The organism is Clostridia bacterium (assembly GCA_035628995.1).
Taxonomy (GTDB): Bacteria; Bacillota; Clostridia; order Lutisporales; family Lutisporaceae; genus BRH-c25.
Genome location: DASPIR010000006.1, coordinates 16,770 through 33,405, shown reverse-complemented (window position 1 = coordinate 33,405; position 16,636 = coordinate 16,770). Strand labels below are relative to the sequence as shown.

The following is a 16,636-nucleotide window of genomic DNA, read 5'->3' as shown; positions in this document are numbered from 1 at the left end:
TTCAAATATAATAATTAGGAGTATGGCCTGTGAAAAGATTAAAAGACTCACATTTCGGATATCTCTTATTAGCACCTAGTATTTTGCTTGTTATACTATTAATCGGGTATCCCATGATCAACAACATTATTATCAGTTTTCAAAAGATACCGCTGAATCCAAAACTTCCATCGGATTTTATAGGTTTGAAAAATTATACAAGTACATTTTTAGATAAAAATTTTTATTCATCATTAATTACGACAGTGTTGTTTACTGCTACAGTGGTTACACTTAGCACAGCATTAGGGCTGTTTGCTGCTATGTATATAAACAGGGAATTCCGATTTAAAAAATTAGTGAAGGCATTAATTATTTTGCCTTATATCGTTCCGGCGATTTCTTTAATATTCTCTTGGAAGTATATGTTTAACAACACATATGGTGTAATTAACTACATCTTTGTTGACATTTTACATATGTTTAAGGTTGCCCCTCTTTGGTTTGATAACAAGTACAGCTCGTTGGCATTAGTTGTACTATTTTCTGTGTGGAGATTTTTCCCTTATGCGTTTATAGCATTTTATGCAATACTGCAGACTATAGATAATAGTCTATACGAAGCAGCAGAAATTGACGGTGCCAACAGGTGGTATAAGTTCAAATCTATTACAATACCTGAAATAATGCCTGTGCTTGCAACAGTAGTTACCCTTAGGACAATTTGGGTTTTCTATATGTTTACAGAAGTTTTCCTTCTGACAAAGGAAGTCAATACCATAAGCGTTTATCTATATCAGGTTGCATTTGCAAGAAAAGACATGGGCAAGGCAGCCGCTATTTCCATTATTTTATTTGCTATAGTATTTACGATTATACTTAATGGTAGAAAGAGGGTGCTCAAAGATGTCGCCAATGAATAAGAAGGCTTTGAAAAAAATACTATTTTATGTCGGTTTAATAGCATTTTTGGGGGCAATTTTATTTCCTTTCTTTATAATGCTTATGGTTTCCATAAAATCAACAAATGAGGCTATACATTTTCCACCGACATTTCTGCCTAAAAATATAACTCTAGAGCACTATAAGAATATTTTTAATCCGAAAATATTCCCTTTCTTAACATATTTCAAAAACAGTATGTATATTTCTGTTTTGGTATCCACTATATCCGTATCATTTGGGATATTAGGAGGGTATAGCCTATCGAAGCTGAAATTTATGGGGAGAACAGTCATTAACAATAGCTTTTATACAGTATATATGTTTTCCGGTATACTTTTGGTGGTGCCTTTGTTTAAAATAATTTCATCTATAGGATTATACAACCATAGAGAGGCACTCATTATTACAATGATTGTGCAGACGCTTCCGACGGCTGTTTATATGTTAAAAAGCTTTTTTGACACAATACCCGCCGAAATAGAGGAAGCAGGCCGAATTGACGGTCTTAATAGGATGCAGCTTATTACTCATATAATTATTCCGCTCTCATTATCCGGTATCGTTTCAGTTTTCGTGTACGCCTTTATGGTTTCATGGAATGACTATTTGTTTGCATCCATTTTCCTAAGCTCGTCAGATCTGTTTACATTGTCTATAGGCTTAAATTCGTTGTTTAACCGGGCTGATTACATCTGGGGCAGAATGATGGCGTCTTCTATAGTGACTTCAATACCAGTTGTCCTGATGTATGCGGCTAGTGAGCTGCTTATGCGAAAGGGCGCAACAGAGGGCGGAGTAAAGGGTTAAAAAGCAGAAATTTTAAAGCTAAGTACATATATGGAGGATTTTTTATGAAGAGCTTAAGACTAACATCAAATGAGGATGCTAAGCTGTATTTATTGGAAGAAGAGGTAGGGGAGCCAACCAATACACAGGTTCAAGTGGAAGTAACAGCATCTGTAGTAAGTCCCGGTACCGAAAGAGCTTTTATATTGAGTATGGAAAACACCGATAGAAACTATCCAAGAACACTTGGCTACAGCGTTGCAGGCATAGTCACGAAAGTAGGCAGTGACGTTGCAGGGTTTAAAGCAGGGGATAGAGTTGCAGGAATACTAGCCCATAGGACTATAGGCAATATAGAGCAGCACAATTTAGTGCATATACCTGATGAAGTAACCTTTGAAGAAGCTGCTTTTGTAAGAATAGGCGTTATTTCCATGCAGGCTATCAGAAAAGCGAGAATAGAGCTGGGCGAAGGAGTTTTGGTTTTTGGTCTGGGACTGATAGGACAAGTTGCCATGCAGCTTGCAAAGGCTAACGGCGCTGTGCCGATAATAGGGATAGATGTAGTAAAGAGCAAGCTTGAATTGGCTAAAAGCAATGGCTGTACATATGTATTTAATGCAAATATGGAAAACCTGGAGCAGGAATTCAAGAAAACAAACAATGGCAATTTGCCCCAGGTAGTAATTGAGTCAACAGGGTTTCCTAAACCTATAGAGCTATCGCTGCAGTATGCACAGAATTTTGGCAGGGTTATAATTTTGGGTAGTACTCGCGGCAACTCGGAAATCAACTTTTACAGAGATGTGCATAAAAAGGGGCTTGTAATTATCGGAGCACACATTTCCACCAATCCAATGGTGCAATCGTATCCGGCACATTGGTCCTTCAGGGATAATGCTACTTGCTTTTTAAACCTTCTAAAAGAAAAAAGAATAAATGTTACCTCTTTGATATCACAAAAGGAAAGCTATGAGAAATTTAACGATATTTATAAAAATGTATTAGGAAAAAATGATGATTATATTACCTCCGTTATTACTTGGAGATAGGAGAAAATGAATATGAAGGAAACTGTAAATTTTGCCATTATTGGCTGTGGCTCAATATCTAAGACACATATTGCGGCATTGAAGGAAATAGGCGAAGCGAAATTAGTCGCCGTATTTGATAGGACCATAGAAAAAGCAGAGGCTGTAGGGGCTTACGAGAATGCAAAGGCTTATAGCGATTTTGACTTATTGCTGGCAGACAAGGATGTTGATGCAGTAATCATTTTAACAGCCAGCGGAATGCACGCAGATATGGGAATAAAAGCAGCTAAGGCAAAAAAGCACGTTATAGTGGAAAAGCCCATTGATATTAATGTCAATAAAGCAAGACTCTTAGTAGATGAATGCAAGAAGAACAACGTTAAGCTAAGCTGTATCTTCCAACATCGCTTTGACGCTGATACTATAGCCCTGAAAAAAGCTATAGAAGAAAACAAGCTGGGGCAGCTAAATTCAGGTTGTTGTCATACAAAATGGTTTCGCTCTCAGGAGTATTACGACGAGGTTGCCTGGAGAGGAACAAAGAAGCTGGACGGCGGTGGTGCACTTATTAATCAGAGCATACATCAGCTGGATTTATTTCAATATTTGATGGGTGATGTAGAAGAGGTTTTCGGCTACGCAGAAACTCGTGCACACGTTAGAATTGACGTGGAGGACGTTGCAATGGCTGTATTGAAATTCAAAAATGGTGCAATAGGAGTTCTGGAGGCTAATGTTTGCGCGTATCCCGGATTTTACACCAGGATAGATGTATGCGGCAGCGACGGTACTGTTATTTTGGAAAACAACACCGTTCAGCAATGGAAGCTGAAAAATGGTGAGGAATATGTAGGCTCAAAAACTGAACTTCCCCACAAAATTCAACTTGAGGAAATTGTTCATGCAATTAAGGAAAACAGAGAACCATTGGTAAACGGTGAGGAAGCGTTGAAATCATTAATATTAGTTGATGCAATATATCAATCAAGTTTGACAGGCAAACCTGCAAAGATTGATTACAATATTTAATAAGAGGTGCTGTATGAAATATTTGGGAAACAGCTGCTCCGATATTAACATTTGTTACATTGGCGGTGGTTCACAAGGCTGGGCATGGAAATTGATGAGTGATTTATACTTGGAGGAAAGCCTGTCTGGTACGGTTAGACTTTACGATATTGATCAAGAATCTGCTAAAACAAATGCCATTATCGGGAATACTATTTCGGGGTATGAGGGGGCAAAGGGTCACTGGGTTTACAAAAGTGTCCCTACGCTGCAGGAAGGCTTGTCAGGGGCCGATTTTGTCATTATCTCCATTTTGCCTGGAACGTTTAAGGAAATGTACTCGGACGTTCACACCCCTGAGAAATATAATATATTTCAGTCTGTAGGCGACACAACAGGACCTGGCGGCTTATTCAGAGCTTTGAGAACAATTCCGATGTATGAGGAAATTGCAAACTCCATTAAGAAATATGCCAAGGATGCATGGGTTATAAATTATACCAACCCTATGTCTATTTGTGTTGGTGCGTTGTATGCTGTTTTTCCGGAGATAAAGGCTTTTGGCTGCTGTCACGAGGTTTTTGGCGCACAAAGGCTGCTGCTGATGGCTTTAAAGGAATTTGAGGGCATAGAGGAAACAGATAGACACAATATAAGGACTAATGTCTTAGGAATCAATCATTTCACATGGATTGATGAGGCCAGCTACAAAACCTATGATTTAATGCCTATTTACGATAAATTCGTACAAAGACATTATAATGAGGGTATTTGTGATAAGGTTACGGATATTCACTTTATGTCCAAAAATCGAGTTAAGTTTGATTTATATAGGAAATATGGCATTATTGCTGCGGCTGGGGATAGACACCTTGCGGAGTTTGTGCCTGATTATATAAGAAATGAAGAAACAGTGCGAGAGTGGGGTTTCAGCCTTACTCCGGTTGATTGGCGCATAGAAAATAAAGCAATGCTTATGAAGCTGAGCAAAGAATATGTAAGTAAAGAGAAAATAATACCTATTGAAGAGTCCGGCGAAGAGGGCGTGCGACAAATAAAAGCACTGCTCGGCTTGGAGGATTTAATAACAAATGTAAACCTGCCTAACGATAATCAGCTGGTTTGTGACAAAGGAGTAGTTGTTGAGACTAATGCGCTGTTTACAAGAAATAAGGTTCGCCCATTGCTGGCAGGGAAACTGCCGGATGAAATCAGTTTGATGATGAACGTTCATATGAATAACCAGAAAATGATACTTAAGGCGGGGCTTGAAAGAGACAAAAAGCTGGCTTTTGCTGCATTTTTAAACGATCCATTAGTTAAGAACATTAGTGTTGACCAGGCAAAAGCGTTATTTAATGAGATGTTTTCAAATACTCGCGAATATTTGGCTGAGTATGACCCTGCTCCGATTAGATAGATATCAGGAACATTAAGGGTGTTAAGGGGGATGCTTCCGGTCGTGTACAGAGATAGAGGAGTGTTTGAAAAATGGAAAATCTGAATCAATTCATCGTAGAAAAAAAGAAACGTCCTATAAAGATACTGCAATTTGGTGATGGCAATTTCTTAAGAGCTTTTGTAGAATGGGTTTTACAATGTGCCAATGATCAAGGATTTATAAATACCAATGTTGCGGTAGTGCGGCCGCTGGAAAGAGGGAAAGTAAAAGTAAGCGACCTTAAACAGCAAGATGGCTTATATACCTTATACCTGCAGGGGATGCAGCAAGGCGAAATGATCAGTCAAAAATCAGTCATTGATGTGCTGGGGGATTTTATCAACCCCTATACAGAATATGAAGGATATCTGAAATACGCAGAGAGTGAAGAGCTTCGTTTCATTATATCCAATACAACAGAAGCAGGTATCGTATTAGATTCAAAGGATACCGTTCTGGATCAATGTCCGAACTCGTTCCCGGGTAAATTATTGGCGCTGCTCTTCAGGAGATATAAGCATTTCAGGGGTGATTACAGCAAGGGTTTAATCCTACTGCCCTGCGAGTTGATTGATCATAACGGAGCTGAACTGAAGAAAGTACTCAATGAACTAGCTGCAATAAACCATTTGGATTCAGAATTTCTGAATTGGTTAAATGAAGCTAATACCTTTTGTGATACCTTGGTTGATAGGATTGTTCCAGGGTATCCCAAAGATGAAATAGAGCAAAGGACAAAAGAACTGGGCTATATCGATTATTTCGTTGTAAAAGGAGAGGTTTTTCATTTATGGGTGATTCAGGCGGGAGACGAGGTAGCCAAAGAATTTCCCGTTAACCGGGCAAATCTAAATATCCTGTTTGTTGAAGATCTTGCGCCCTATAAAGAAAGAAAAGTAAGAATACTTAACGGCGCACATACGGCTTTAGTACCTGTGGCGTATTTATATGGAATTGATACAGTTAAAGAAGCTGTGGAAGATCCGATTGTGGGGACCTTTTTACAGCATATTATATTTCAGGAAATTATTCCAACTTTGAATTTGCCTCAGAATGAGTTAGACCAATTTGCAAAAGATGTTCTGGAACGCTTTAAGAACCCTTTTATCAGACATGAGCTGCTGTCCATAGCCTTAAATGCAACAACAAAATACAAAACAAGAAATTTACCTTCAGTCCTTCAGTATATTGAGAAAAAAGGAAGCTTGCCAAAGGGACTTATATTCTCACTTGCTGCCTTGTTGGTGTTTTTTAAAGGTAAAAGAGGTGAACAGGATATCTTGTTGCAGGATAACCCTGAATTTTTAGAGTTGTATAAAAAGCTATGGGCTAAGTACGATGGTTCTTATACAAGCGTGAAAAAGCTTGTCGAAGAGTTCCTCGGGTTAAAAAGTCATTGGGGAGTGGATTTAAATACTATTGAAGGCTTTAAAGGAGCTGTATCAGAAAATGTATACGCAATTCTAAGTGAAGGAATGGAAACGTCTTTAAAGAGGGTGATTTCATGAACAACTTCCTGAAAATCAATGAAAAAGACAATGTTGTTGTTGCTCTGGTAGACCTTCATGAAGGTGAAACATCAGATGGCATCCTTTTGTTGGAAGAAATAGGTCGTGGTCATAAAATTGCTTGTAAGGACATTGCTGAGGGAGAAGATGTTATTAAGTATGGGGCACCAATCGGTGAAGCACTCTGTGCGATCCAAAAGGGGAACCTGGTACATACACATAATGTAAAGACAAAGTTAGATGCTTCAAATGAATATACTTATCAACCAAAATTTGAACAGAAGAAAAGGGCAATGGAGGAGCAGGAAATCCAAATTTATTACCGCAAAAACGGTGATATTGGAATCCGGAATGAGCTCTGGATTGTGCCAACTGTTGGATGTGTGAACAGTACAGCCTATAAGATAGCGGAGACTTTTAAAAATTCTCAGCCTACGGATGCGATTGACGGTGTTTTTGTTTTTGGACACACCTATGGCTGCTCTCAAATGGGAGACGATCTTGAGAATACAAAAATTTCTTTACAGGGTATAGCGAAGCACCCAAATGCAGGGGGGGTCCTTGTTCTGGGACTTGGCTGTGAAAACAATCAACTTAGCACCTTTATACATACCTTGGGAGATTATGACTCAGAACGCATCAAGTTCTTGGAAAGCCAAGAAGTTGAAGACGAAATACAAGAAGGAGTCCTAATTTTAAAGCAGCTATATGACTTAATGAAAAATGATAAAAGGAAAAGAGGCAAGCTCTCCCAGCTGAAAATAGGACTAAAATGCGGTGGTTCAGATGGCTTCAGTGGGATTACTGCTAATCCTTTGCTTGGAGAGTTTTCGGATTATATAAATAGCTGTGGAGGGACTACTGTTTTAACAGAGGTGCCTGAAATGTTCGGCGCAGAAACAATTTTGATGAGCCGTGCCCAGAATGAAGTTGTTTACAATAACATTGTCAAGATGATCAACGATTTCAAAACCTATTACAAAAATCATGGTCAGGTCATTTATGAAAACCCTTCGCCTGGTAATAAAAAAGGCGGAATTACAACCCTGGAGGATAAATCTTTAGGCTGTACGCAAAAAGCAGGCCACTCAAAGGTCATGGATGTTGTAAGGGTAGGAGATACACTAAAAGTTAAAGGGCTTAACCTATTGAGTGCACCGGGCAATGACTTGGTCGCAACGACCTCTTTAGGAATTGTCGGTTGTCATATGGTTTTGTTCACAACAGGCAGAGGGACACCTTTTGGTGGTTTTATCCCAACTGTTAAGATTTCCACTAACTCAGAATTAGCAGAAAAAAAGAAGCACTGGATTGATTTTGATGCAGGCAAACTCTTCGGAGATAGTACGATGAGCACATTGTTAGAACAATTCATCCAATATATTATTCAAGTCGTGAACGGTGAAAAAACCAGCAACGAAAAAAATGGAGCAAGAGAAATCGCTCTGTTTAAATCAGGGGTGACCCTATAAATCGAGGAAGTATAGTATGAGAAAATTCATGGATCAAGACTTTCTTTTATTCAATGATACAGCGAAAATCCTATATAACAATTATGCAGAAAAGATGCCTATCTGTGACTTTCATTGTCATTTAAGTCCAAAAGAAATAGCAGAGGACAAAAGATATAAGAACATAACAGAGTTATGGCTTGGAGGCGACCATTACAAATGGCGGGTTCTGCGTTCTAATGGTGTCGATGAATCCTTTATTACGGGGAATAAACCCGATAAAGAAAAATTCTTGAAATGGGCAGAAGCTGTTCCTGATACTATCGGTAATCCGGTTTATCATTGGACACATTTAGAACTTAAGAGGTTTTTCGGTATAGACAAATTACTCTCCCCAGACACGGCGGAAGAGATTTGGCAGTTATGCAATGAAAAGCTGCAAAGTGGTGAACTGACCGCAAGGTCTTTCATAATAAAATCTAAAGTTAAGGTCATCTGTACCACGGACGACCCGATTGATTCGTTGGAATACCATAGAGCAATAGCAGAAGACACATCCTTTGACGTGAAAGTGTTACCAACCTTCAGACCGGATAAAGCCATAAATATTGAGCTGGATTGGTTTGGACCATGGATTCAAGAGTTAGAGGCTGTCATCGGGAGGCCTGTGGATACACTGGAAAAGCTGCTGAATGGCTTAAAGGAACGCCTGGTGTGGTTTGAGAAACATGGCTGCTTTATATCTGATCATGCCCTAGATACGGTGCAGTATGAAGAGGGAACCTATGAAGAGGCAGATACCATTTTTAGAAAAGCTCTTAAGAAAGAGCCGCTGTCTCAGCAGGAAGTGAGAAAATACAAGAGTTTCATGCTGTTATTTTTAGGACGTGAATATGCACGGTTAGGTTGGACCATGCAATACCATATCGGTGCCTTACGAAATAATTCTGCACGCATGCTTAAGAGTTTGGGACCGGATACTGGATTTGATTCCATTCATGACAGAAATATGGCACCAGAGCTTTCTAAATTATTAGATATGATGGACAGTACGAATGAATTGCCTAAAACAATCTTATATTGCTTAAACCCTCGGGACAATGAGGTGATAGCTGCCATGACAGGCAATTTTCAAGACGGCAGTGTTGCTGGCAAAATTCAATTCGGATCGGGTTGGTGGTTTAATGATCAAAAGGATGGTATGGAAGGACAAATGGAAGCGTTAAGCCAAATGGGACTATTAAGCCGCTTTGTCGGTATGGTAACGGATTCAAGAAGCTTCGCTTCTTATACGAGACATGAATATTTCAGACGTATTTTATGCAATAAGATCGGTACACTTGTTGAGAATGGGGAATACCCTGCAGACATTGACCGGCTTGGCCAAATTATTCAAAACATATGCTACAACAATGCTGTGCGTTATTTTAACCTGTCGGAATTAGTGGGCTAATTCAATTTATTAGAAAGGTGGTATATTATGCCAAGGCAATTAATTGCTGCTGCGCCATGCGCCGCAGAAATACAGGAGTATAAAGATAGAGGTATTTTACCCAATGAGGTAAAGGTGAAAGTTCAATTCGCTGCTCCGAAGCATGGGACTGAACTGACAGACTTCAAGGGATGCAGTCCCTTTATGAAAGAAAAATACGACAGCGATTTGCAGCTGTTTCTCCCCAGGGAAGAGAATGAAGAATGCGGCGTAAAGTTTGGTGAATGGAACCTTGGAAATCAGTGGGTTGGAAAAATCGTAGAAAAAGGCAGCCAGGTCAAGGATTATGAAGTAGGTGAAGTGGTATGCTCCTATGGAGGCATTAGAGAAACCCATATAGTGAACGCCGTGAATAACTATAGGCTGAGAAAGCTGCCTTCAAATGTATCCTGGAAAAACGCAGTATGTTATGATCCGGCACAGTTTGCATTGGGCGGAGTGCGGGATGCAGGCGTAAGGGCAGGAGACCGGGTCGCAATATTCGGTCTTGGAGCAATAGGGCAGATTGCCGCGCAGATATGCAAGAAGATGGGGGCGAGCCTCGTAGTTGTCATAGATCCAATAGAAAGGAGAAGGCAGATAGCGACAGAAAATGGAGCAGATATTGCTTTGGATACGACCGGCTTAGATGTAGGTATGGAGCTGAAGAAGCTGACAGATAAGCTGGGAGTGGATGCAGTAATTGAGACAAGCGGTCATCCTACTGCTCTTCAAAGTGCATTAAGAGGCTTGGCTTATGGAGGAACTATTGCTTATGTAGCCTTCGGCAAGGAGATTACCTCCTGCCTGAACTTTGGCAGGGAAGCACACTTCAACAACGCCAGAATAGTATTTTCACGTGCAGGCAGTGAGCCAAATCCTGACTATCCTCGCTGGAACAGAAAGAGAATAGAGGATGTCTGCTGGGAGATGCTGACCAATGGTTATTTAAACTGTGATGATATTATAAACCCTGTTGTAGCCTTTGATGACTCAGCAGAAGGATTTATGAAATATGTAGATAGAGAACCTCACTTGAGCATTAAAATGGGGGTGGAGTTTTAACATGAAGCTGGCAACTCAGGACAAACCGTTTTTTCCCGAGAATATAGAAGAAAAACTGCTATATATAAAAGAATTGGGTTTTGATGCTTTTGAGATAGACGGAGCACTTCTGGTGGACAGATTTGATGAAGTAAAAGCAGCAGTCAGGAGCACTGGAGTCGCTGTATCCGGCGTATGCGGAGGGTATAAGGGCTGGATAGGGGATTTTGATGAAAGCAAGCGCATGCAGTGTGTTTCAGATATCAGCAGGATATTGGAATGTGCGGCAGAAGTTGGAGCAAAAGGCATCGTGGTACCTGCTGCATGGGGGATGTTTTCACTTAGACTGCCTCCCATGGTTCCGCCAAGGAGCGCTGAAGAGGACAGACGGGCACTGCTTGATTCCCTTGGAAGGTTGGAGAGTATAGCGGAGACTACAGGTACTTTGGTTTACCTGGAGCCGCTTAATAGATATGAGGACCATATGATAAATACCCTGGATGTGGCTAGGGATATTATCAATGAGGGTGGTTTCAAGAATGTAAAGATAACTGCAGACTTTTTCCATATGAATATAGAAGAGAAAAGTATTGCACAGAGCATTCTTGACAATAAAGAGATTATCGGGCACATACATCTTGCAGACAGCCAAAGGTATCAGCCTGGAGCCGGACATATGGATTTCATAAGCGGGTTTAAGGCTCTTACAGAGATATGTTATGAAGGATATATGGCTTTTGAGTGCAGGGTTTTGGGTGAAAACCCCGCCGAGGAATACAGGAAGTCCGTTAACTACATAAAAGAATGCATTGTCAAGGCAAGGTGAAGAGTATGGGAAAAATCAGAGTAGGGCTGATTGGGGCGGGGCAGATAGTTGAAACAGCACATCTTCCGGCTTACATGAAGCACAAGGATGAAATAGAAATAGCGGCAATATGCGATATCCATATAGATAAAGCAAAGCAGATGGCTGATAAATACGAAATCCCAAAAGTGTATGGAAGCCATACAGAGATGCTTCGGGAGTGCAAGCTTGATGCAGTGAGTGTATGCGTGACAAACAGATTCCACGCAGCTGCAACGATAGATGCTCTAAATGCAGGCTGTCATGTGCTTTGCGAAAAGCCGCCTGCCATGAGCTATGAGGAAGCATTGGCAATGTATGAAGCCTCAAAAAGGAACAATAGGATATTGTCCTTCAACTTTCATTTCAGGCACTCGCAGGAGGTAAAGGCAATTAGAGAGCTTATAGATAACGGTACCTTCGGGGATATTTATGCTGTAAGAGTCCAGGCTTTACGGAGAAGGGGCATACCCGGCTGGGGCAGCTTTATCAACAAGGAAATCCAAGGCGGAGGACCGCTTATTGATATAGGCATTCATATGCTGGACACAGCCTTATACCTTATGGGCTTTCCGGAGCCGGATTATGTTGTTGCAGGAGCTCATCAAAGGATTGGAAATAGGCCTGGAATAGGACTTATGGGTGCTTGGGACCATACTAAGTTTACTGTAGAGGATTCTTTGTTCGGATTCATCCGTTTCAAGAATGGTGCGACCTTGAACCTTGAGACGTCCTTTGCCCTGAATATCAAGGAAGAATCAATTATGAATGTGCATCTGTTCGGAGAAAAAGCAGGGGCGACCTTATTCCCGCTCCAGGTGTTTTCTGAATCGGACACTGCACTGACAGACCTTGAATTCCCTTATCTGCAGGAAATAGATAAAAGATATGAAAGCATTGCGGATTTTATAAATAGTTGTGTTTATAATAGGCAGCCATTGTATAAGGGCGAGGAAAGCCTTGTCATTCAAAGGCTGATTGACGCATTATACAAATCGTCCGAGACTGGACAGCCGGTGAAATGGTAGCGTAGGAGGTCATTATGCTGAGATATGACAAAGGTATAGGGGAATATCAAAACTGGGTTTTGTGTGAGGATAAATATGACTCCAGATACCAGGGCAAGTGCGAAAGCACAATGGCCCTGGGAAATGGCTACCTTGGCGTGCGTTCTGCCTTGGAGGAAACCTATGTAGGACAGACAAGGAACTTTTTTGTTGCGGGTACTTATAATCGTTTTCATCCGGGCGAGGTCACAGAGCTGCCAAATGCCGCTGATTTTACTGAAATACAGATATACCTGAATTCTGAGCTGTTTACAATGGATACAGGCAAAGTAGCGGAGTACGCAAGGTATCTTAATTTGAAGGAAGCGGAGCTAACCAGGGAGGTCCTTTGGGAAAGCCCGGCCAAGGAAGTATATAAGCTTGTGTTCAAACGCTTTGTATCCCTTGAAGATTTGCACGTAATTGCTTTTAAGCTGACTGTCACTCCAATGAGCGGGGATGCCAAGATCAGGATAAAGACGGGCATAGACGGCAGGATGACTAACTCAGGAAGCCAGCACTTCAGTGAAGGTGAGAAGCGGGTCTACAACAGGAAACTCATGCAGCTGGTGCAGACAACCACCGAATCACACATAGATTTTGTTATAAATTGCAGCTGCAAGGGCTATCCGGGGGATAACGACCGCATGGCGGTTTCAGAGGCAGTGGAATACGGGGTTGAACGCAGGAAAATATATGGGATGTATGAATTTGAAGCAAAAAAGGACATGGTTATAACCTTTGAAAAGCTTGCAAATGTATTTACATCAAGGGATAAGGAATATATAAAAGACTGCAAGCTTGAGGAATTGAAAAAGCATTCCCTGGAGCACCTGAAAAGCATCCTTGCATTGGGTTATGATACCCTCTTTGCAAAAAGTAGGGATAAGTGGGCTGCTTATTGGGATGAGGTAAGAATAGACATCGAAAGCAGCAGCAATGAGGATTTACTTGCCTTGAGGTTCGCACAGTACCACTTGCTTATTGCTGCTCCGGTTCACGACGAGAGATTCAGCATCGGGGCAAAGGGGCTGACAGGAGAAGGCTATAAGGCACATGTATTCTGGGATACTGAGATGTTCATGCTCCCATATTTCCAGTACAACTCACCCCAAATAACCAGGCAGCTGCTCACTTACAGATATAACAACCTGGAGGGGGCACGAAAGAAAGCAAAGGATTATGGTTATGAGGGAGCAATGTACCCATGGGAGACAGCATTTACCGGAGATGAAGAAACACCTGAATGGGCCGCATTGAATATTCATACAGGTAAGCCGACCAAGGTATGGGCAGGGGTAAAGGAGCACCATATAACTGCTGATATAGCTTATATGGTTTGGCAGTATTACCTCTCCACAGGAGATACCGATTTCATGGAGAAATACGGCTATGAGATGATTTTCGAGTGTGCATGGTTCTGGTGCAGCCGATTATATTGGAACGACGGGCAAGGAAGGTATGAGTTAAGGGATGTCATAGGTCCCGACGAATATACAGAGCACATCGATAATAATGCATATACAAATTACATGGCTCATTATGTCATATCCATAGCTCTGAAGCTTTATGACACTATGCGCAAGGAACGGCTTCCACTGTTCACACTGTTGGATGAGAAGCTCAGCCTGAGCAAGAGGTATGACACATACCAGTCAGCGGTGGAGAAGCTGTATTTGCCTAAAGAGGGCAAAAACGGGGTTATACCTCAGGATGACACTTTCTTAAACAAGAAGGAAATTGATATAGAAAAATACAGGGATGACGATATAAAGCAGAGCATACTGCTGCACTATTCCAGAAGTCAGATTATCGATATGCAGGTGCTGAAGCAGGCTGATGTGGTTATGCTGCTCTACACCTTGAGGAAGCTCTTTGATAGCAAGACAATCGAAGCTTCATGGGAATATTATGAGAAGCGGACTATCCATGATTCTTCCTTGAGCAGTGCGATTCACAGTATAGTAGCATGCCATTTCCGCAATATCAGCGGTGCTTACAGTTTCTTCAAGGATGCCTGCAGGATTGATATGGGGCAGAGCCCGGTCTCCTCAAATACAGGCATACATACAGCAGCCATGGGCGGGATATGGTTGGCAGTGGTTATGGGCTTCGGAGGCCTTTTCAACAATGAAGGACAGCTGAAGATAGACCCTATGCTGCCGGAGGAGTGGACACGGCTCAACTATGGTATCTACTGGCGGGGCAGAAAAATACGGATAGAAGTCACAACGGGGAATGTCACGATTACTTCACCAAGTCAGGGTGAAACCCTCCTCAAGGTACATGGTCGGGAGTATCTGCTTAGGGAAAGACTTGTGATTGATAAGGAAGAGGTGCTCTATGGTAGCTGATATAGTAAAGGCGAATAAGATTCTTGGGCTTCTTACAACGCTGTATGGAGACAAGAGTCAGGAAATATATAAGGATTTAATAAAGCTTATTGGGAGTTGGAAGTCAAAAGCCGCACATACTGCCAAGAAGGGCTGGGTAAGAGAGAATGACGTCATGATGATTACTTATGGGGACTCCATCTGTGGAAACAGTGAGGCGCCATTGGTTACTCTGAAAAGGTTCGCAGACAGGTACCTCAAGGATACAATAACTGCAGTACACATACTGCCGATGTATCCGTACACCTCAGATGATGGCTTTTCGGTTGTTGACTACTATCGCATCAACGATGAGCTGGGGACTTGGGAGGATGTGAAGAACCTAGCAGAGGATTACGACATGATGTATGACGCGGTTGTGAACCATACATCCAAGTCCAGTGACTGGTTCCAAGGCTTTCTGAGCGGGGAGGGGAAGTATAAGGATTATTTCATAGAGGCTGATCCTGATGATGATTACTCAAAGGTTATAAGGCCAAGAACTCTTCCTCTTCTTACCTGCTTTGATACCAAGGATGGGAAAAAGCATGTCTGGACTACCTTCAGTGATGATCAGATAGACCTGAACTTCAAAAGTCCTGAGCTATTGCTGGAAGTATTGGATGTGCTGCTGCACTATGCCTATAATGGTTCACGTTTCATCAGGCTGGATGCTATAGGCTTTGCCTGGAAGGAAAAAGGCACCTCCTGCATGCATCTTATGCAAACCCATGCTGTTGTTAAATTGATGCGTGCCGTGCTTGATGAGGTTTTTCCAGGGACTATAATTATTACAGAAACCAACGTGCCGCAGGTTGATAATATAAGCTACTTTGGGAATGGATCTGATGAGGCACAAATGGTATACCAGTTCCCACTCCCGCCGCTAGTGTTCTTTTCGTTTATTACGGAAAACGCATTTAAGCTGAGCATGTGGGCTAAGTCATTGGAAGAAACGCCTTTATCCGTGGGCACTGCATATTTCAATTTCTTAGCTTCCCATGATGGCATCGGGATAAGGCCTATAGAAGGAATATTGACTGCCGATGAAAGAGATTTAATGCTTAAAACAGTGGTAAAGCATGGCGGGAGAGTCAGCTTCAAGTCCAACAGCGATGGCTCGAAATCCCCATATGAACTGAACATCAACTATATGGATGCACTGACTGATCCGAATACTGTGGATAATAAAAAGAGAGCGGACAAATTCCTGGCGGCCCAATCCATACTATTGTCGGTAGCAGGAGTACCAGGCATCTATGTACACAGCCTGCTGGGCTCACAGAACTGGTATGAGGGCGTAGAGAAATCAGATATCAACAGGAGGATCAATAGGGAAAAGCTGAACTATGGGAGGCTTTGCAAGGAGCTTGAAGACAGTGGAGATATAAGGAGCATTGTCTTTACGGGATTTTCAAAGCTCATCAGGCTGAGAAGGCAGCAGTCAGCATTTTCGCCAGATGCATCGCAGAAGGTGTTGTTCCTGGATGAAAGAGCCTTTTCCTTTATAAGGCACAATAATAGCACTGATGAGAAAATACTGGTCATAATAAATGTTTCAGACCATGAATATGATATAAAACATGACTGCTGCGGGATTGACATAGTATCGAGAGAGGAAATAAGCCACGGCGGCATTCACATGAAGCCGTACCAGACAAGATGGATAAGATGCTAAATAGAAAAAATGCCTACGCTATATAGCGC

The 16,636-nt window shown here is 41.6% G+C and carries 13 protein-coding genes; all 13 read left to right on the top strand.

Annotated features, from left to right (window positions below):
* Positions 1-29 precede the first annotated feature (29 nt).
* Positions 30-902: a sugar ABC transporter permease gene (locus tag VEB00_01340; GenBank protein ID HYF81661.1), complete on the top strand. Its 873-nt coding sequence runs from the start codon at positions 30-32 to the stop codon at positions 900-902.
* On the top strand, positions 886-1,731 hold the full coding sequence (locus VEB00_01335; GenBank protein ID HYF81660.1) for a carbohydrate ABC transporter permease: 846 nt from the start codon (positions 886-888) through the stop codon (positions 1,729-1,731). Before VEB00_01340 ends, VEB00_01335 begins: the two co-directional genes overlap by 17 nt.
* Before the next feature lie 44 nt (positions 1,732-1,775).
* A complete protein-coding gene (locus VEB00_01330; protein ID HYF81659.1) occupies positions 1,776-2,762 on the top strand; it encodes a zinc-binding alcohol dehydrogenase in 987 nt (328 codons plus the stop codon).
* Between the two features lie 12 nt (positions 2,763-2,774).
* Positions 2,775-3,773: a Gfo/Idh/MocA family oxidoreductase gene (locus VEB00_01325; GenBank protein ID HYF81658.1), complete on the top strand. Its 999-nt coding sequence runs from the start codon at positions 2,775-2,777 to the stop codon at positions 3,771-3,773.
* A gap of 13 nt (positions 3,774-3,786) precedes the next feature.
* Entirely contained in the window at positions 3,787-5,172 is a 1,386-nt protein-coding gene (locus tag VEB00_01320) for an alpha-glucosidase/alpha-galactosidase (protein HYF81657.1), read from the top strand.
* Positions 5,173-5,243: 71 nt separating this feature from the next.
* Positions 5,244-6,701, top strand: coding sequence for a tagaturonate reductase (locus VEB00_01315; protein ID HYF81656.1), 1,458 nt, complete (start codon positions 5,244-5,246; stop codon positions 6,699-6,701).
* Complete coding sequence (locus tag VEB00_01310; GenBank protein HYF81655.1) at positions 6,698-8,173, top strand: altronate dehydratase family protein; 1,476 nt, start codon at positions 6,698-6,700, stop codon at positions 8,171-8,173. Before VEB00_01315 ends, VEB00_01310 begins: the two co-directional genes overlap by 4 nt.
* Before the next feature lie 16 nt (positions 8,174-8,189).
* The gene (uxaC, locus tag VEB00_01305; GenBank protein HYF81654.1) at positions 8,190-9,605 is read left to right on the top strand and encodes a glucuronate isomerase; all 1,416 of its coding nucleotides are present in this window, start codon (positions 8,190-8,192) and stop codon (positions 9,603-9,605) included.
* 27 nt (positions 9,606-9,632) lie between these two features.
* A complete protein-coding gene (locus tag VEB00_01300; protein HYF81653.1) occupies positions 9,633-10,688 on the top strand; it encodes a zinc-binding alcohol dehydrogenase in 1,056 nt (351 codons plus the stop codon).
* 1 nt (position 10,689) lies between these two features.
* Positions 10,690-11,493 (top strand): sugar phosphate isomerase/epimerase, encoded by an 804-nt coding sequence (locus tag VEB00_01295; protein HYF81652.1) that lies wholly within the window; start codon positions 10,690-10,692, stop codon positions 11,491-11,493.
* Between the two features lie 5 nt (positions 11,494-11,498).
* Positions 11,499-12,539 (top strand): Gfo/Idh/MocA family oxidoreductase, encoded by a 1,041-nt coding sequence (locus VEB00_01290; GenBank protein ID HYF81651.1) that lies wholly within the window; start codon positions 11,499-11,501, stop codon positions 12,537-12,539.
* A gap of 14 nt (positions 12,540-12,553) precedes the next feature.
* A complete protein-coding gene (locus tag VEB00_01285; protein ID HYF81650.1) occupies positions 12,554-14,911 on the top strand; it encodes a glycosyl hydrolase family 65 protein in 2,358 nt (785 codons plus the stop codon).
* Positions 14,901-16,607, top strand: a complete 1,707-nt coding sequence (locus VEB00_01280; GenBank protein ID HYF81649.1) for a sugar phosphorylase — start codon at positions 14,901-14,903, stop codon at positions 16,605-16,607. The genes VEB00_01285 and VEB00_01280 overlap by 11 nt, the downstream gene beginning before the upstream one ends.
* Positions 16,608-16,636: the final 29 nt, after the last annotated feature.